Origin of the sequence: Paenibacillus sp. FSL M7-1046, from assembly GCF_038007405.1 — a bacterium.
Taxonomy (GTDB): domain Bacteria; phylum Bacillota; class Bacilli; order Paenibacillales; family Paenibacillaceae; genus Paenibacillus_AQ.
The window spans coordinates 2,812,990-2,830,255 of record NZ_JBBOXB010000001.1 but is presented as its reverse complement, the minus strand read 5'-3'; the positions used below and the strand labels follow the sequence as shown (position 1 = coordinate 2,830,255).

The 17,266-nt window shown below is 52.7% G+C and carries 15 protein-coding genes; 9 read left to right on the top strand and 6 right to left on the bottom strand.

The features are described 5' to 3' along the window. Position 1 precedes the first annotated feature (1 nt). A complete protein-coding gene (mobA, locus tag NYE29_RS12355; protein ID WP_340896197.1) occupies positions 2-655 on the bottom strand; it encodes a molybdenum cofactor guanylyltransferase in 654 nt (217 codons plus the stop codon). A 317-nt stretch (positions 656-972) separates the two neighbouring features. On the opposite strand from mobA, the gene NYE29_RS12350 reads away from it, so the two are divergent. The 7 genes from NYE29_RS12350 to NYE29_RS12320 all read left to right on the top strand — a co-directional run bounded on the left by NYE29_RS12350 (position 973) and on the right by NYE29_RS12320 (position 10,390). Next, positions 973-2,769 carry a sensor histidine kinase gene (locus NYE29_RS12350; protein WP_340896196.1) on the top strand — a complete coding sequence of 599 codons (1,797 nt, stop codon included), beginning with the start codon at positions 973-975 and terminating at the stop codon, positions 2,767-2,769. Beyond that, entirely contained in the window at positions 2,769-4,034 is a 1,266-nt protein-coding gene (locus tag NYE29_RS12345) for a response regulator (RefSeq protein WP_340896195.1), read from the top strand. The genes NYE29_RS12350 and NYE29_RS12345 overlap by 1 nt, the downstream gene beginning before the upstream one ends. Positions 4,035-4,146: 112 nt before the next feature. Further along, entirely contained in the window at positions 4,147-5,091 is a 945-nt protein-coding gene (locus NYE29_RS12340; RefSeq protein ID WP_052092358.1) for a carbohydrate ABC transporter permease, read from the top strand. Next, the gene (locus tag NYE29_RS12335) at positions 5,084-5,923 is read left to right on the top strand and encodes a carbohydrate ABC transporter permease (RefSeq protein WP_038597501.1); all 840 of its coding nucleotides are present in this window, start codon (positions 5,084-5,086) and stop codon (positions 5,921-5,923) included. Before NYE29_RS12340 ends, NYE29_RS12335 begins: the two co-directional genes overlap by 8 nt. Positions 5,924-6,021: 98 nt before the next feature. Then, positions 6,022-7,371 carry an ABC transporter substrate-binding protein gene (locus tag NYE29_RS12330; protein ID WP_076109681.1) on the top strand — a complete coding sequence of 450 codons (1,350 nt, stop codon included), beginning with the start codon at positions 6,022-6,024 and terminating at the stop codon, positions 7,369-7,371. A 27-nt stretch (positions 7,372-7,398) separates the two neighbouring features. Next, positions 7,399-8,967, top strand: coding sequence for a glycoside hydrolase family 43 protein (locus NYE29_RS12325; RefSeq protein WP_340896194.1), 1,569 nt, complete (start codon positions 7,399-7,401; stop codon positions 8,965-8,967). Positions 8,968-9,169: 202 nt separating this feature from the next. Continuing rightward, positions 9,170-10,390 carry an MFS transporter gene (locus NYE29_RS12320; RefSeq protein ID WP_340896192.1) on the top strand — a complete coding sequence of 407 codons (1,221 nt, stop codon included), beginning with the start codon at positions 9,170-9,172 and terminating at the stop codon, positions 10,388-10,390. Positions 10,391-10,507: 117 nt separating this feature from the next. Here the strand turns inward: NYE29_RS12320 and NYE29_RS12315 are convergent, their stop codons facing one another. After that, positions 10,508-12,214 (bottom strand): glutamine--tRNA ligase/YqeY domain fusion protein, encoded by a 1,707-nt coding sequence (locus NYE29_RS12315; RefSeq protein WP_038597513.1) that lies wholly within the window; start codon positions 12,212-12,214, stop codon positions 10,508-10,510. A gap of 205 nt (positions 12,215-12,419) precedes the next feature. Between NYE29_RS12315 and NYE29_RS12310 the strand changes: the two genes are divergently transcribed. Both NYE29_RS12310 and NYE29_RS12305 read left to right on the top strand, forming a co-directional pair. Next, complete coding sequence (locus tag NYE29_RS12310; protein ID WP_038597516.1) at positions 12,420-12,665, top strand: DUF2164 domain-containing protein; 246 nt, start codon at positions 12,420-12,422, stop codon at positions 12,663-12,665. Positions 12,666-12,705: 40 nt separating this feature from the next. Further along, positions 12,706-13,254 carry a GNAT family N-acetyltransferase gene (locus NYE29_RS12305; RefSeq protein WP_340896187.1) on the top strand — a complete coding sequence of 183 codons (549 nt, stop codon included), beginning with the start codon at positions 12,706-12,708 and terminating at the stop codon, positions 13,252-13,254. A gap of 134 nt (positions 13,255-13,388) precedes the next feature. Here the strand turns inward: NYE29_RS12305 and NYE29_RS12300 are convergent, their stop codons facing one another. The 4 genes from NYE29_RS12300 to NYE29_RS12285 all read right to left on the bottom strand — a co-directional run bounded on the left by NYE29_RS12300 (position 13,389) and on the right by NYE29_RS12285 (position 17,113). Next, positions 13,389-14,033, bottom strand: coding sequence for an MOSC domain-containing protein (locus tag NYE29_RS12300; RefSeq protein WP_340896186.1), 645 nt, complete (start codon positions 14,031-14,033; stop codon positions 13,389-13,391). After that, the gene (locus tag NYE29_RS12295) at positions 14,014-14,544 is read right to left on the bottom strand and encodes a GNAT family N-acetyltransferase (RefSeq protein WP_076109685.1); all 531 of its coding nucleotides are present in this window, start codon (positions 14,542-14,544) and stop codon (positions 14,014-14,016) included. Before NYE29_RS12295 ends, NYE29_RS12300 begins: the two co-directional genes overlap by 20 nt. A gap of 49 nt (positions 14,545-14,593) precedes the next feature. Next, complete coding sequence (locus tag NYE29_RS12290) at positions 14,594-15,811, bottom strand: MFS transporter (RefSeq protein ID WP_076109686.1); 1,218 nt, start codon at positions 15,809-15,811, stop codon at positions 14,594-14,596. Positions 15,812-16,285: 474 nt separating this feature from the next. After that, complete coding sequence (locus NYE29_RS12285) at positions 16,286-17,113, bottom strand: formate/nitrite transporter family protein (RefSeq protein ID WP_076109687.1); 828 nt, start codon at positions 17,111-17,113, stop codon at positions 16,286-16,288. Positions 17,114-17,266 lie beyond the last annotated feature (153 nt).

Here is a 17,266-nt window from a genome sequence, read left to right as displayed (position 1 = left end):
CTCAGCAAGGACCCTTGAACTGTGGCAGCAGCTTGACGGCAGCCAAATAATCATCCGTTGTATTCATATTGTACAAAGGGGAGGGCGCCGGCTGGCTAGGCGTAAAGCCGGATTCTGGAACATATAGAACGTCCAGCTTCTCCAGGCACTCCATGACTTTGAATCTTCCACCGCTCAGCGCTGCTTCCAGCACCGGAAGTGTCCGCTTATGATACAGCCCGAGCAGGGGCTGCGTCCGGCCGGAGGGGGACACCGGAACAGCGGCAGGCGCGCCGAAACCGGCTCTATGCCTCACTGTCTCGGGATACGCTGCCGCATGGCAGCTGAGTATGTACTGCAGAAATAACGCCGAAGCAAACGGCAGATCGCAAGCCGCCACCAGATTCCATTCCGTCGGTGAATGGCTGAGCGCCGCATGAAGACCGGCCAGAGGGCCGCAGCCTTGATAATGGTCCGTGATCTGGGGAAGCTGCAAGAAGTCGTACTCCCTGCGCTCCCGGGGGCCGCAGGCAATGACCGTACTTTCGGCGAGCTTGGCCAACTCGTCCGCCAGCCGGGCAATCACAGGTTCTCCGGCAAGTGTAAGCAGCGCTTTATCGCTGCCCATCCGCCTCGAAGCCCCCCCTGTCAGAATAATTCCCGTGTATTGTGTCATTTTTTCCTCCCGCTGAAATCTCCTGTTCTCTATGGGTATCGTATCAAACTTTACAGCGCGAAAACAGCAAGTCTGACGAGTTATCACTTCAAATATCCTTTGCTGCAGGAAAGAAATGAAATTTATTACGCGGGCGAACTTTTTCAAAATTCGAAAAAATATAGACACTGGTTGATTTTGCAGAGGTCTGTGCTAGACTCTAAATTCAAGGCCTCCTAAGCGCCGGTTCCGGCAGCTGCCTAAGGATAAGCGAGGCTCATTCCATAAATGTTCACGTAAACATTATGGAAATCTTATCTGCAAAAAGGAGTTATCCCATGAAACGTTACCTCGTAGACAGGCCTATCCAATCGAAGCTGTTAATCTGTTTTTTGCCCATTTTGGTCTTATCCGTCGTGCTGACCGGATTCTTCTCCTATCTTTCGTCCAGTCGGCAATTAAAAGAAAACGCTTTCTACGCCCTCGCCGACACCACTCATCAGACAGCCCTGTTCATGAACGACAAGTTTCTCACAATCTTCGAACAGCTGGTGCGCCTGGAGGATAATGATGCCCTGCAGAGCATTCTCTCGGGAGAAGGCCAGGCGGCCGACCAGAACCGGTATGACGATCTCATTAAGCTGCACGACCAGCTTGACGATGTGTACCATTCCTATTTCCAGATGATCGATTCCATCTTCGTCGCGTTCAATAACGGAAGATCCTTCAACCTGCAGCAGGAATATGTCCCCCGGCAGGTCCATATTGATCTGAACGATTGGCTCAGACGCTATAATACCTCGCAGAAAGGCTACTATTGGCTGAACAGCCATAAGGATACGATCTTTGAGACGGTGGAGCAGCGGAGAGTTATGAGCAGCTTCAAAATGATCGGCACCGAACATTCCCCCGCCAGCGGCATTGTCCTTATTAATTTACGTGAAAGCTATTTTCTCGAGATTATGGAGAATGTAAAGATCAGTCCGGGCGGGACACTGATGCTGATCAGCCCGGAAGGCGAGCTGTACTCCAAGACCTTGGATGCCGAATATGAACTCAGCGGGGAAACCATTAACGCACTAAGAAACGGATCACAGGACAGCGGCAGCCTGACAGCCGACAGCAAGGCGGGCCGGAAAATGGCCATTGCCTACAATACCCTGCCGCTCAATCATTGGGTGCTTGCAGCGGTTGTGCCGGAGAAGGATATTCTGGAGGGAGCAACCCGCATCAAATACATCTCCCTGGTTCTGATCCTGTTTATCCTAATTGTGTTCATCGTGGCTGCCGCGGTTGTCGCCCGCAACCTCAGCAACCCGCTCCGCTACCTGTCCAAGCAGGTCAAACGCTTCGAGCGGGGAGACCTCGGCGTCAGCTTTGAGCTGGACCAGCATAATGAAATTGGCGTGTTGGCCCGCGGGCTCTCCGGCCTGGTGGCTTCGGTAGCCCAGCTGCTCGAGACAGTACGCAGTGAGCAGGAGAAGAAACGCCAGATCGAGCTGCAGGCTATGCAGGCCCAGATCCAGCCCCATTTTCTCTACAACACGCTAAGCTCCATCAAACATCTGATTGATATGAATGAGCGGCAGCGCGCTTCCACCATGGTCAGTGCATTGACCTCCTATTTCCGGATCAGCATCAGCAAAGGCCGTGAGATTATTCCGGTCCGTGAGGAGATGGAGCATGTGCGCAGCTATCTGATGATACTCAACATCCGGTACAGCCAGGAATTTGACTTCGAGATTAAAGTCGAAGACGAGCTGCTTGAGCTACCCATTCTGAAGCTTACGCTGCAGCCGCTGGTGGAGAATGCCATTTACCATGGAATCAAAAATAAGCACGGCCACGGCTTCCTCTCCATTTCCGGCCGCCGTGAGGGGGATTATGCTGTCTTTAAAGTGTATGACAACGGGCACGGGATCAGCCGGGACAAGCTCTCACAGCTCCGCGCCTCGCTGGAATCAGAGACGGTAGGACATGAAGCCATCACCTACGGGCTGTGGAACGCCCACCGCAGGATTGTCCTGCATTTCGGCAGCCGCTATGGATTAAAGCTCGACAGCGAAGAGGGCCTGTACACACAGGTAAAGGTGTACCTCCCTTATACAGGCGATACGAAAGGAGAACGATTATAATGCTGAAACTGCTGATTGTGGATGATGATAAATGGATCCGGGAAGGCATACGGGCCAATGTGAAATGGAGTACTGAAGACATCGAGGTGACCGGAACCGCCGCGAACGGGGAAGAGGGCTGGCTGCTTGTTCAGCAGCTCCGTCCGGATATCCTGCTGACCGATATTCAGATGCCCCTGCTGGACGGGCTCCAGCTGGCGGAGATGGTGAACAGGGAGTATCCGCTGACCCGGATTATTTTCCTGACCGGCTATGATGATTTCTCTTATGCCAAGAAAGCTCTCCACCTGCAGGCTTCCGACTACATTCTGAAATACGAGGACAATGATACCATCCTGAAGTCCGTGGCCGCGGCCGGGCGCAGTCTGCTGCAGGAGCTGCGGGAATCGGAGAAGGCTCAAAAAAGCCAAACCCTGATTGAAAACAAGTTCTTCTCCGATCTGCTGTCCGGTGTTCCCAGCATCGACTGGGCACGCCGCGAAATGGATCTTCTCGGCATCCGCTGGGAGGGCAACTACTTCCGGGTCGCGGTAATCCAGCCCGAAGATCTGCGGCGCTTCTCCCGGCCCGGCATTGAGGAGAACGCCGAGCTGCTGCTGTTCTCCATCCGCAATATAGGCGTTGAACAGTTCAGCGGCCGGGCTCCAAAGCCTTTTTTCGTCCATTACAATCACAGAATCAATATTCTCTTTAACCTGGAGAAACCGGGCGAGGCGGACCAACCGGACGGTTCCTTTGCCCAATTGCTGGAGGAGATGAGGAATACAATTGAGGCCTGTCTTAAAATTCCGGTAAGCATCGGTGTAGGCAGCGTGTGCGAAGGTTTCGCCCAGATCCCCCACTCCTACAATAAAGCTCTGACGGCTGCGCATATGAAGGATGTTGCCGGCGAACCCGGCCTGTTCTTCTGTGATGAAATGCGCCATTCACAGCATTCGCATCACATGCTGCTGAAGCAAATGGAGCAGTATATTATCAAACATTACGCTAATGAGAAGCTGAGTCTCGCGGCAATTGCCGGTGAAGTTCATATCTCACCATCGTACGTAAGCACTCTCTTCAAAAAATACAGAGAGATCAACGTAATCGAATATATCGCCGGTATCCGGATGGAAAAGGCGGCGGAGCTGCTGAAGCAGACAGATTACAAATCCTATGAAATTAGCGAAAAGGTAGGCTACCCTAATCCTCAATACTTCAGCGTGCTGTTCAAAAAGCACTTCGGCATGTCCCCTTCGGACTACCGTAAGGCTCAGCAGGGTTAAGCCGGCAGCCGCTAACTTATACGCAAACTGTTAAAGAAAACAAACAACCTTTGAAATATATCTTATTCAGCTGATCCGCTATCTGAATTACGATTGTTTTGGAGGTGCAGTTATGGATATTACGCGACAAACCGGGGGCAAGCTTGCCTTATCCAAACCGGGAAAAAGAAAACGCATCAAAGGGGACGGGTGGCTTCCCTATTTACTTATCGCCCCCACAGTCCTGCTCATTGCGGGCATCCTGATCTTTCCGATATTCCGGGTATTCGACCTGAGTGTTCAAAGCTACGATTTCACCCGTCTGCAGGAAGCAGGCTATATCGGACTGGAGAATTTCCGCCATATCTTCACGGAAGACGATTTGTTCTACACCACACTGGTCACTACGCTGAAATGGGTGTTTTCCGAGGTGGCCCTTCAGCTGGTCTTCGGGCTGATTGTTGCCCTGCTGCTGAACCAGTCCTTCCGGCTGCGCGGCCTGGTCCGCTCGCTGGTGCTGGTTCCCTGGGCCGTATCCGGCGTGCTAACGACCATGCTGTGGTCGCTCATGTTCAACCAGCATATCGGGATCATCAACGACATCCTGATGAAGCTTGGCATCATTGATGAAGCCATCGCCTGGCTGGCTAATCCGAGCACTGTGTTCGGCTCCGTAGTCTTCGCCGAGCTGTGGCGGGGTATTCCGTTCTTTGCGATCACCCTGCTCGCCGCACTGCAGACCATTCCGCACGAAGTGTACGAATCCTGCGAGGTGGACGGTGCCGGGCCCCTGAAGAAGCTGTTTCATATCACTCTTCCATATCTGAAGGAGAGCATTATTTTCGCCACCCTGCTCAGAGCCATCTGGGAATTCAACTCCATCGACATGATCTTTACGATGACGAACGGCGGCCCGATGGATATGACGACAACGCTGCCGATTTATATGATGAAGACCTCGATCCTTGAGGGCAACTACGGATACGGCTCGGCGCTTGGCGTCGTCACCTTCCTGTTCCTGATGCTCTTTGTCATTCTGTACCTGAGACTCAACCGGGGAGGAATGCAGGATGAATAAGACTACCGGCCGCAAAATAGGCAGCAGGCTGCTCTTTTACATTCCGCTGGCCTTAACGCTGATCTTTGTACTCGTTCCTTTTCTATGGGCTATCTCCACCTCTCTAAAAAAAGAAACGGACATTATGAGCTCGACGATTCAATATCTTCCGTCTCCGCTGACCTTCGAGAATTATATCAATGTGTGGAACGATAATAATTTCTCGCAATATTTCCTCAACAGTGTGCTGGTCTCCATCCTGTCGGTGATCGTCATTACACTGCTGTCGGTGATGAACGGTTATGCGATGAGCCGGTTCAAGTTCAAGGGAAAAAGCGCCTTTATGCTGATCCTGCTGGCTACACAGATGATGCCCGTCATCCTGTTTGTAATTCCGCTGTTCCTGATTTTCAAGAACCTTGGGCTAATCAACACGCCTTACTCGCTCGTCCTGTTCTATATCGTGCTGCAGGTCCCGTTCAATACGATATTGATGCGCGGCTTCATCGCCTCCACCCCGAAGGAGATTGACGAAGCGGCTATGGTCGACGGTGCGGGAAGATTCCGCATTATCTTCGCCATTATCGCGCCGATCGTGCTTCCGGGCATCGTGGCAACCAGCGCCTTCGCATTCATCGGCGTCTGGAATGAATTCCTGGTCGCGTTCTCGTTTATCACAACGCCGGACCGCTTCACAATTCCTATCGGGCTGAAATTTATGATCGGCGAATTCAGTGTGCAGTATGCCTCACTGGCAGCGGGAAGCATTATCGGGCTGATCCCTCCTGTATTGCTGTTCATGTACATCCAGCGTTATTTGGTGGAAGGCCTCGGCGGTGCCGTCAAGGGCTGAATCCGGCTCCAGTCATTAAGGACGGGGCCGGGCCGGCTTTTCCCGGAAACGTCCTTAATATATACAACAATATAACTTTCAGGGAGGTCTAAAGATTTATGAAGACAAGAAAATTACGGAGTTCCGTATTGGTAGGCGCCTCGCTTCTGCTGGCATTGACCGGCTGCGGCTCGAACAAGACAACGAACTCCGCCTCATCAGGCGAAGGCAGCAAGAACGGGGATAAGGCTAAGCAGACAACCATCAGCTTCTGGGCAGCTGCGGTGACTACGGAGCGCAACGCTTTTTTCGAGAAGATCATCAAGCAGTTTGAGGAAGAGAACCCGGACATTAAGGTGGATTATCTCGGGGTTCCCGGTGATTTGTCCGCTTACGAGCAAAAGGTAAATGTCGCGATCTCCGCAGAACAGGCACCGGATATCATGAATGATTTCAAGGCCGACCTGCTCGCCAGAGATGTGCTGGAGCCCCTCGATGCCTATTATGACAGCTGGGCCGACAAGGATCTGATTTCCGCTGAGCTGATTGCCAGCAACCGCAAGCTGGATACCAAAGAAGGAAAATTGTATGCGCTACCATACAGCTCCCAGACCTGGAATCTCTGGCTGCGCCCTGACTGGTTCAAAGAAGCCGGCCTTGCGCTCCCCGATACCTGGGATCAATTCTTCGAGGATGTCGCCAAGCTTACCGATAAATCCAAAGACCGCTACGGGCTCAGTATCCGCGGTGGTGCCGGAAGTGCCAATACGCTGGAAATGCTGATGTATTCCTACTCCGGAATTGCCGATTATTTTACGCCTGAAGGAAAAGCAACGATCAATGATCCGCTGCACGCAGAGTTTCTGGACAAATATTTAGGCGCGTATAATGTCTATACTCCAGAGGATGATCTCAACAAGGGCTGGAGCGAGCTCGCCGCCACCTTCCAATCGGACAAAGCGGCTGTTGTTGTGCATAACCTTGGCTCGGCAAGCTCCCATGAAAAAGCATTCAACGGAGACTATACCAAATTTGAAGCCGTACCGTTTCCGAAGGGTGTCAACGGCTATCGTGAACACCCCGGCCTCATGCCGCTGGGTCTGACCATGACCAAAACCGCCGAAAACAAAGACGCGGTATGGAAATTTATGACCTTCTACCTGTCCCATGACATCAACAGCCAGTACGCCAAGCTTTATGGTGAAATCCCTGCCAATCAGGAGGCGGCCGCCGATGCCTGGATTCAGGACATTCCTTATATGAAATCCGCTTCGGAGCTGCTGAATTCAGCCGATACGCATTTTGCCGGCACTCCGTATTATCTACCGGGCTACAGCAATATCCAGAAAAAGATTGAGCCTATGATTCAAAAGGTGATGGCTAAAAAAATGACCGGAACGGAAATGCTGGACGAATGGGCTAAACTGCTTGAGGCAGAGAAACAGTCCTATGATCAGACTCAAAAATAATACGCCGCCGCGAATGGGAGGGCTGGAATGAATACTCATGCTGTTACAGGTTCCGGACGCTGGATTCCCGATCAGGGAGACGGAACTTACAGAAATCCGATCATCTATGCCGATTACTCTGATCCCGATGTTATCCGTGCAGGCGATGATTTCTTTATGACCGCCTCCAGCTTTGCGCATACGCCGGGTCTGCCGATCCTTCATTCCCGGGATCTGGTCAACTGGAGCCTCGTCAATCATGCGCTGCCGCAGCTGGAGCTTCCCGGCTATGAGCGCGTGCAGCATGGCAAAGGCGTGTGGGCGCCCAGCCTGCGCTTTCATGACGGGCAGTTCTGGATCTTCTACGCAACACCCGACGAAGGCATCTTTATGACCAAGACGGATAACCCGTTTGGTGCCTGGGAACCGCCGCATCTGGTGAAGCCCGCCAAAGGCTGGATCGACCCCTGCCCTTTCTGGGATGAAGACGGGCAGGCCTATCTGGTCCATGCCTTTGCCCATAGCCGTTCCGGCCTGAAGCATATTCTGAGCCTCTGCAGGATGTCCCCGGACGGCAGAAGCCTGCTGGATGAAGGCCGGATTATCATCGACGGGACAGTAAAGCATCCTACACTGGAAGGTCCGAAGCTGTACAAAAGAAATGGCTATTATTATATCTTTGCACCGGCGGGCGGAGTGCCCACAGGCTGGCAGGCCGTCTTCCGCTCCAGCTCCATCGAAGGGCCTTATGAGGATAAAATCGTGCTGCATCAAGGGGATACCCCAGTGAACGGCCCGCATCAGGGAGGATGGGTTGAGCTTTCGTCCGGCGAATCCTGGTTTATTCATTTCCAGGATAAAGGAGCCCACGGGCGGATCGTCCATTTGCAGCCCATGGAATGGCAGGAAGATTGGCCGCTGATGGGCCGGCTTGCACCCGGGCAGGACACCGGAGAGCCGGTAGAGCTCTGGAGCAAGCCCAATATCCGTGCCGCCGGAGAAATTGCCGTTCCCCAAACTGCAGATGACTTCCGTGGACCGTCGCTCGGCCTGCAATGGCAGTGGCAGGCCAATCCGGCCACCGGCTGGTACAGCCTGAATCCCTGGGGCGGCTTGAGACTGTATGCCGCAGCACTTCCAGAGGGCTGCCGCACTCTTTATGACGCCCCGCAGCTGCTCATGCAGAAGTTCGCCGCTCCCGTTTTCTCGGCAGCCGCACAGATTACGCCCAGCTTTGCCACCTCCGAAGAACGGGCGGGCCTCGTGGTCTTGGGACAGCGGGCCTTCTATCTGGCCTTGTCTATGGACCAGGACGGAGCGCTCCGGCTGACCCAGTATGAGAGCCGTAGTGTTACAGAGAACCTCACGGAAGCCGGGGATATTAAAAAAGCTGAGATACTCACCGGTGCAGACAGCCTGTACTTAAGGTTCAGCTTGGGGGAAGATTGCCTTTGCCGGTTCAGCTTCAGCCAGGACGGTTCACAATACACCGATTTCGGTGAGCCGTTCACGATTGCTGAAGGACGGTGGGTCGGAGCCAAAGTTGGCCTGTTCGCAGCCTCCTTTGCCCCGGTCCAGTCCGGGGGCTTTGCGGACTTTGACCATTTCCATATCTAAGCTAAATTCCTCGCCGATATCCCAGGATATCGGCTTTTTTCCTCTTAAAAAGCTGGCGGGAGCAGAAATTAGACAGCTGGCTGGAAAATCATTCAAAACTTGGTTTGTATCCCTTTTCAACAAGTGTTACAGTGTTAGAAACGGCCTATTTTTAGGCTGAAGCAAGGAATGCAAGACATCTGGCGGGAAAGGAGTGCCCAATTTGCGGGAGTACCTTAATAAGCATCCATCCTTCAGCTCTCTGAAATGGTTCAATTTCTTCGTGTATGGAACCGTGGTCCTCTTCACCAGCTTCTTCCCACTATATCTGCAGGATGTAGGAATGAACAAGTTGGAGATCGGGAGCTTAATGTCGGTAGGCGCACTCGTTTCAATTATTGCCAATCCTTTCTGGGGCATATGGAGTGACCGTTATCAGAATATGCGGCGGATTGTCCTCGTCATGCTGACGGGAACACTGGTATTGTCTCAGCTTGTATTTCAGGCGCATACATATGAAATGATTTATGTTTCCATCCTTTTCTTCTATTTCTTCCAGGGTCCGCTGTTCGCCCAGAGCAACACGATGATTCTTAGCTATATTGACGGCACGAATCACAAGTTCGGCTCTTTCCGGCTCTGGGGCTCGCTCGGATGGGCGCTAACCGCGATCCTGGCCGGGCCCGTTATTGAGTGGGCCGGCGTATCTATCTTGTCTTATCTCTTTGCTGCACTGCTCTGCGCGGCCATGCTCTCGCTGGTTGCCCTGCCGAGGCTCGATCATTCCATAGGCGTTGCGCCATTGCCGTTCAAGGGCTTCCAAAAAATCTTTTATAATCCGTTTTTTCTATGTTTTATCTTCTTCGGCATTCTGGTCTCCATCCCCAATACGATGAACAACACCTTCGTGTCGCTCTACATTACTGAGCTTGGGGGCAGCAAAACAATGATCGGCCTTGCCGTATTCCTCTCCTCTATCCTGGAGGTGGGAGTGCTGCTGCTGTGCAACCGTTTCCTGAAACGCAAAGTCTCGGTGCTGCTGGGCTGGCTGGCACTCGTGGGCGTCTTATTTGTCCTGCGCTGGTGGCTGATGGCCGGTGCGACAACACCGCTTCAGGTGGCTTTTATTCAAATTCTGCACTGCATTACGTTTGGCGGCTTCTTCTATGTGGGAACGCAGCTGACCATGCTGCTGGTTCCACGCCCCTACCGTTCCTCTGGACAAGCCCTCTACACTCTGGCCTGGAGCGGCATCTCCGGGATTCTGGGCGGTGTTCTCGGCGGTTGGCTGTATCAGAACCTCGGGGCCCAGAGCATGTACCAGTCCGGTGTATTCCTCTCGTTCATTGGAACGCTTGGCTTCGGCTTAATGTGGCTGTTCGTCAGCCGCGGCGACTACCTGAACCCGGCGGAGCAGGAGGAAGAGCTGGCGGGCCACGAATAATAGCCTCATAAGCAGCGGATACACCCCCTAGGACATAACACAAAAGCAGGCTTGGACTTCCCGATAAGGAAGCCAAGCCTGCTTTTGTGTTAGCCCGCCAGATTACAATTCAATGAATTAGCCCTGTTTAGGCGGCTGGAATGAGCTTTTGAGGGATACCACAAGATTGAACACGAGATGTCCCGGCGCGGAGTATTTGCTGTCCACGTTAAAATAGCCATGGCGGAAGAATTGGAACTTGTCCTGCGGCACGCTGTCCTTCAGACCCGGCTCCACAAAGCCCTGCAGAATCTCAATGGATTGCGGGTTCAGCTGATCGAGGAAACTCGGCTCCGGTTTGTCGGCCACGGGCTCCATTCCTTCGATCTCAGCCTCCGCATCCGCTTCTTCAGCGGAAATCAGCGGCTCATAGAGGCGGAATTCCGCCGGTACCGCCTGGCTGGCATCCACCCAGTGCAGTGTTCCCTTGACCTTGCGGCCGGTAAATCCGCTGCCGCTCTTCGTCTCGGGATCATACGTGCAGTGCAGCTCCACAACCTCGCCGTTCTCATCCTTGATGAACTCGTTGCACTTAATGAAATAGGCGTTCTTCAAGCGCACTTCGTTGCCGGGAAAAAGACGGAAATATTTGTTCGGCGGAATCTCCATGAAGTCATCGCGCTCGATGTAGATTTCACGGGAAAACGGAATCTGCCGGTTGCCCATTTCCGGATTCTCCACGTTGTTCTCAATCTCGAAGTATTCGGTCTGGCCTTCCGGATAGTTGGTAATGACCACTTTCAGCGGCCGCAGCACGGCCATCGTCCGGGGAACGGTCAGCTTCAGGTCTTCACGGATGAAATGCTCCAGCATTTGCAGGTCCACCAGACCCTGGCTTTTGGAAATGCCTGTTTCGTGCACAAAGCTGCGGATCGCTTCGGGAGTGTACCCGCGGCGGCGCAGCCCGGAAATCGTCGGCATACGGGGATCATCCCAGCCGTCCACATGGCCTTCATCCACCAGCAGTTTCAGCTTGCGCTTGCTCGTTACCGTCTGGGCCAGGTTGAGCCGGCCGAATTCATACTGATGCGGCACAGCCGGCATCTCGCATTCTGCTACCACCCAATCATAGAACGGGCGCTGATCTTCAAATTCCAATGAGCAGAGGGAGTGGGTTACACTCTCAATAGCATCTTCCAGAGGATGTGCAAAGGTATACATCGGATAGATGCACCATGCATCGCCGGTATTATGATGATGCGAGTGGGAAATACGGTAAATGACCGGATCACGCAGGTTTATATTCGGCGAGGACATGTCAATTTTGGCACGAAGCACCTTTTCGCCGTCCTTGAATTCCCCAGCCCGCATACGGCGGAACAGATCCAGGTTCTCTTCGATTCCGCGCTCACGGTGCGGGCTGTTCTGCCCCGGCTGGGTCAGCGTACCGCGCAGCTGGCGGATTTCGTCGGCGCTGAGGTCATCGACATAGGCTTTGCCCTTTTGGATAAGCAGTTCTGCCCGCTCGTACATTTCTCCGAAATAATCGGAGGCAAAACGCAGTTCATCCCATTCATAGCCGAGCCACTTTACATCCTCTTGAATGGAATTCACATATTCTGTATCCTCTTTAAGCGGATTGGTGTCATCAAATCTCAGATTAGTCTTTCCGCCGAACTCATCAGCCAGCGTAAAGTTAATCCAGATCGCCTTGGCATGTCCGATATGTAAGTAACCGTTCGGCTCCGGCGGAAAACGGGTGACGATCTCCTTAACCTTCCCCGAGCTCAGATCTTCAGTAATGACATTCTTAATAAAATTGGAGGGTGTTCCACGGTTCTCCACAGCTATCAACCTCTCGTTCTGTATTGTTCTACTTCCTTGTATGAACATGTTTCCTACTAATATACCCGTTAACCGTAGAATGTTCAATAAAATGGGTGACTCACTCATCCTTGCCGGACGCTTTGACTTCTCTCCCGGCGATAGAGTAGCATGGAAATTATAAGGCATGATTAATGAATAACTTAACAATGGGGGACTCATTCTTATGAAACCGATGAAACTGCCTAAAGAGCAGCGCGACATTATTACAGAGAACATCCGCACTTACTTCGAAGCCGAACGCGGAGAGACCATCGGCCATCTCGCAGCCGACAATTTGCTGGATTTCTTCCTTAAGGAGCTAGGACCTGCCCTATACAATGGAGCGCTGAGCGATTGCCGCGCCCTTGTAGGACAGCGGATGCAGTCGCTGGAAGAAGATATTTACGCTCTGGAATGGAAGAAACGTTAATCAGTACATCCGGCCCTAGTGGCACAGAGGAGGCAGCCGCTTGTTTAATTATGTCATTGATGAAGAGCTTGTACTGAAACTGTTGGTGCCGGAGCAGGCCCGCCACATGTTCGCGCTGGTAGAGCGCTCGCGGAGCAGGCTCAGGCAGTGGCTGCCTTGGGTTGACGGAGTCACCGAACAGGACCACATCGCCACATTTATCAAAAATGCCGTCAAGCAGGGCAGCGACAACGGCGGCTTCACCGCCGGACTGTGGGTCCGGGGAGAACTGGCCGGCATTATCGGCTATCATGAGATAGACTGGCAGAGCCGCTCTGTCGGAATCGGCTATTGGCTTGGCGAAGGATATGAAGGCAAAGGCTACATGACCAGCGCCTGCCGGGTTTTCGTAGATTATGCGCTGCTGGAAATGGAGCTGAACCGCATTGAAATCCGCTGCGCCACGGGCAACAAGCCCAGCCGGGCGATTCCCGAGCGGCTGGGCTTCGTATTCGAAGGGGTTCTGCGCCAGGCAGAGAAGCTGCCCGAGGGCTATGTGAATCATGCGGTATACGGCCTGCTACGCAGTGAATGGAAGCTGCTGAGCTAAACAGTGGGACATATACAACCCGGCCGGATGTAACGGAATTTTAGATCTTTTATAACAAACCAAGCCCCCCGTAACAGGCGTCCGGGGGGACTTGGCATACCATCAAATTCACCGATTTTGGATATCAGCAGTCGTTAGCTCTCCGCAGCCTCAAGCCAGCTCCGGAACTTCATCCGGGTTCCCGACGCCAGGCTGTCCAGTTCCGATAGCTCGGCCAGACCGCTCTTGTCCTTACGGCCATGCTCCATCAGGTAGAGCACCCGCTTTACAGGGTAACCTCCCGCACCGGATTCCTTTTTGACGATTCGATCACCGGCTGTAATCTGACCTTCACGCAGTACACGGAAATAAAATCCGCTGTATCCGGTAGCCAGCACTTTGGCCGGCATATCAGCCGGGCCATGCTTCTGCGAGAGCTTAAAGCAAGGAAACCGCGGCTGGCTGACCTGCAGCAGAGTTGAACCGATCTCATACACATCACCGATGCAGACCTCGGTCTCCAGCAGCCCGCTGACTGTGATATTCTCACCGAAGGCGGAGAAGTCCAGTTTCTTGCCGAGCTGCTCCTCCCAAAAGGCATAATGCTCAATCGGATACACACAGACCGCTTTGTCCGGCCCCCCATGGTTCACCAGGTCCGCTTGCCCGTCACCGGCGAACCCCTCAAGATGAAGCTGTACCGGCCCAGCCGCCGGCATTTTATAAATCCCCGTTTCCAGCGGCTTACCGCGGTAATCTACCGTTACAGGTTTGCCTACATTAAGCGAAATGACCTCCATTTCCCTTCCCTCCAGTCAGCATGCAGCTCATAAATACCTCATCCACATAATGTCCGCCAAGATAAAACTCTTCCCTGAGCCGGCCCTCTTCCTCAAATCCGCATTTCCGGTAGAACGAGAGCGCAGGAATGTTGCTGGACAGCACCCGCAAGCGGAGTTTGCGTATCCCGTTCTCTCCGGCATGCTGCTTGATCGCCTCGATCAGCTGTCCGCCGATGCCAAGCCGCTGGAACTTCGGATGGACAGCGATGTTCACCTCGCACACATGGCGGTTGCTCTCCATCCCGCTGGGACAGCCGAAACCGACATACCCGCATAGTTCTCCTTCCTGCAAGGCTACAAGCTGGGAACCGGGAGGGGCATGGAGCAGATAATCCTCACGGGAACACCACATTAATGGACCCGGTGTGGTCTCCTCTGTCCAAATCATGTTATCGAGAATAATCAGCTCACGGGTATCCTTGAACTCCGAGGGACGAATCGTGAGCGAGCCTCTAATAATTTGTTGCATAGCTCTTTGCACTCCTTGACTTACCTTTAAGTGATTCTTCTACAGACCATTATACCCCATTTTGTTCCAGTGCACGGCCAGAACGGTTGATGAAGGCATGGACCGCGAAGAATCCCACCGCCAGCAATGCCATTCCGCAAGCCAGCCAGCCTGTCGGCGCAAGGCCTCCCCGGTCATACAGGCTGCCCATCATATAGGGGCCGAGAACTCTGCCGACCGCGCCGATCCCACCGCTAAGCCCGAGATAGAAGGGCGCACTGCGGTCCGCATGATCGGAAATAAATGAAGGCATCGCCGGAGAAATAAGCATCTCCCCCAGCGTGGTCAGCAGCATCGCCAGCACCAGGCCAGGATAGCTTGGCATTAACAAGATCACTGCATATCCACTCAGGTAAAAAACAGCGCTTGCCGTCATCTGCGCCGTCGAGGTCTCCGCGAACCAGCGTTTGATCAAGCTTACCAGCGGCTGCGCGGCGAAGATCAGAATCCCGTTGAGCGTCCAAAGAAGGCTGTAGGTGCTCTTAGCCCAGCCTTCCGAAATAATAAACGGAGAAACTCCCGTATTCCAGATCGAGTTGCCGATCAATAAAAACATCGAACCTAAGGCCATATACAGATAGATTCGGGTGTGGCCTATAAGCTTCCAGTTCGACAGCTCTCCGGGGCCGTTTCTCCTATGCGGCTCGGCATGGGCCGGCTCTGTGCCAACCTTCCGCAAATACACAAAGAAAAATGCGGCAAACACGGCTGAGGTCAGCCCATTAAGCACAAAGCTCAACAGATAGGAAATATCGGCCAGAAAACCGGCCAGCATCGTGCCCAGCGCTACCCCAATATTATTGGCGACATAAATTACATTAAAAAGCTCTCCGCGCTGTTCTGCGAAGCGGAAACCTATAAAGGCCTGAATGGCCGGCAATGACAACGAATTGAACAGACCCACCAGTCCCATCACCAGCATGAACATATTCCAGTTCACACTTGCCGCCGGCAAGGTAAACAAGGCCAGGGCATTCATGGCCAGCGCACCGACGATCAGGCGTTTGACACCAACTTTATGATAGAGTGATCCACCCAGCAGTTGTCCGAATATGCCTCCGAGGGATTGAATAACAATAACGAGTGCGGCATCTGTCATACTGCGGCCCAGTTCATCAAATACATACATCGTGACAAGCGGCCACATCAGCGCGCTGCCTGTTGCATTAATAAGACTGGCAATCAGAAATACTTTGACTTCCTTTGGATAAGCTTGTAAAAACCTCATGACTTTTCTTTCAACCCCTGTAATATATGTGTCATTAATTTCATCCAGTATCATCCCAAAACAGGACGAAGAGCAAGCATTCGCACTGACGCATTATCGCGTCACTCAAACACAATATCCCCCATGATTCTTGACCAAAACCTGTGGACAGCCTCAGCAGTAAAAAGCCTGTCCAATCGGATCTTTATATTTTATAACTGCTGCCACCATGCGTAAATAAAATTGCTGAACAGAGACTGATTCGTTCTTCGTTTGCCCGGGTAATAGAGCATATGAAACACTCCCTATTAATTCGCCGTGAGCCCGATTTCGTTCCCCCGAGTCGGATATGCACGGCGAATTTTGTGTTGTGCGCCCCTATTTTACCTCACAAAAAAACACCCCGGGAACCTTCCCTCTTGAGCCGTTAGCTGGAAGAGAGAAGGTTACAAGGAGTGTCTATTGCCGTTTAACACGGCATTTAATTAGTAAGGATTAAGCGTGTTTCTTCACTCCGACAGAGGATACACCTTCTACGGATTGCACAGCCGCCGGCCCTTTGCGAAGGTAAGCCACATAATAGGCTGCGGCTACGAAGATGGCTCCGCCCGTAAGGTTGCCCAGCCATACCGGGGCAAAGTTGCCGAAATATTGTGCCCAGGTAAAATGCCCCTCAAATATAGCAGCAGGAATAAGAAACATGTTGGCTACAACGTGCTGGAATCCGATGGCCACAAATGCCATGGTCGGGAACCAGATACCGAGGATTTTGCCGCTGAAATTATCCGCCCCGTATGAGAGCCACACGGCCAGAGCCACCAGCCAGTTACAGCCGATCCCGGAGACAAAGGCCTGCAGGAAGGTTGCATCAATCTTATGTTCAGCCATATCGACCAGTTTATCGAGATACACTCCGTCTGCGGTGAGGCCGACAACGTGGCCGAAGAAATAAGCAACGAACAACGCGCCTGCCAGGTTGCTGAGCGTGATCAGCACAAGGTTCTTGATGACTTCCCAGAAGGAAATCTTTTTCGCAATAAATGCCAGCGGCACGGCCATCATATTGCCTGTCAGCAGTTCCCCGCCGGCCAGCAGCACCAGGATCAGTCCTACCGGGAACACCGATGCCCCGATAAAGTTTGCGATGGAGCCCCATTCCGCCGGAGCACCGGCAATGACACGAATATCCAGTAAAAATCCGAGCGCAATAAACGCTCCCCCCAGAAAACCGAGAATAAGTACGGTGGCAAGCGGGTTGTGAGCCTTCTTGATTCCGTTCTCTACCGTTACCTCGGCAATCTGCTGCGGTTTGTTATAAGCCATGATTCCTATCCCCTTTTAATACTTAAAATTTGTTCCTTTATGCCATTGTAGCGTGATCGCAATCACATTTACGTGATAAAAGTCACGTCCAGGAAAACTAAGTGAAAGTTTTCACTGACATGTCAAATTTACCTTATCTACACAATTCAGATT

Coding starts and splice junctions, on each gene's coding strand:
- NYE29_RS12295 (WP_076109685.1), bottom strand. CDS start 14,544: ATGCAACAAATTATTAGAGGCTCGCTCACGATTCGTCCCTCGGAGTTC.
- NYE29_RS12345 (WP_340896195.1), top strand. CDS start 2,769: ATGCTGAAACTGCTGATTGTGGATGATGATAAATGGATCCGGGAAGGC.
- NYE29_RS12350 (WP_340896196.1), top strand. CDS start 973: ATGAAACGTTACCTCGTAGACAGGCCTATCCAATCGAAGCTGTTAATC.
- NYE29_RS12330 (WP_076109681.1), top strand. CDS start 6,022: ATGAAGACAAGAAAATTACGGAGTTCCGTATTGGTAGGCGCCTCGCTT.
- NYE29_RS12340 (WP_052092358.1), top strand. CDS start 4,147: ATGGATATTACGCGACAAACCGGGGGCAAGCTTGCCTTATCCAAACCG.
- NYE29_RS12290 (WP_076109686.1), bottom strand. CDS start 15,811: ATGAGGTTTTTACAAGCTTATCCAAAGGAAGTCAAAGTATTTCTGATT.
- NYE29_RS12285 (WP_076109687.1), bottom strand. CDS start 17,113: ATGGCTTATAACAAACCGCAGCAGATTGCCGAGGTAACGGTAGAGAAC.
- mobA (WP_340896197.1), bottom strand. CDS start 655: ATGACACAATACACGGGAATTATTCTGACAGGGGGGGCTTCGAGGCGG.
- NYE29_RS12300 (WP_340896186.1), bottom strand. CDS start 14,033: ATGGAGGTCATTTCGCTTAATGTAGGCAAACCTGTAACGGTAGATTAC.
- NYE29_RS12310 (WP_038597516.1), top strand. CDS start 12,420: ATGAAACCGATGAAACTGCCTAAAGAGCAGCGCGACATTATTACAGAG.
- NYE29_RS12335 (WP_038597501.1), top strand. CDS start 5,084: ATGAATAAGACTACCGGCCGCAAAATAGGCAGCAGGCTGCTCTTTTAC.
- NYE29_RS12325 (WP_340896194.1), top strand. CDS start 7,399: ATGAATACTCATGCTGTTACAGGTTCCGGACGCTGGATTCCCGATCAG.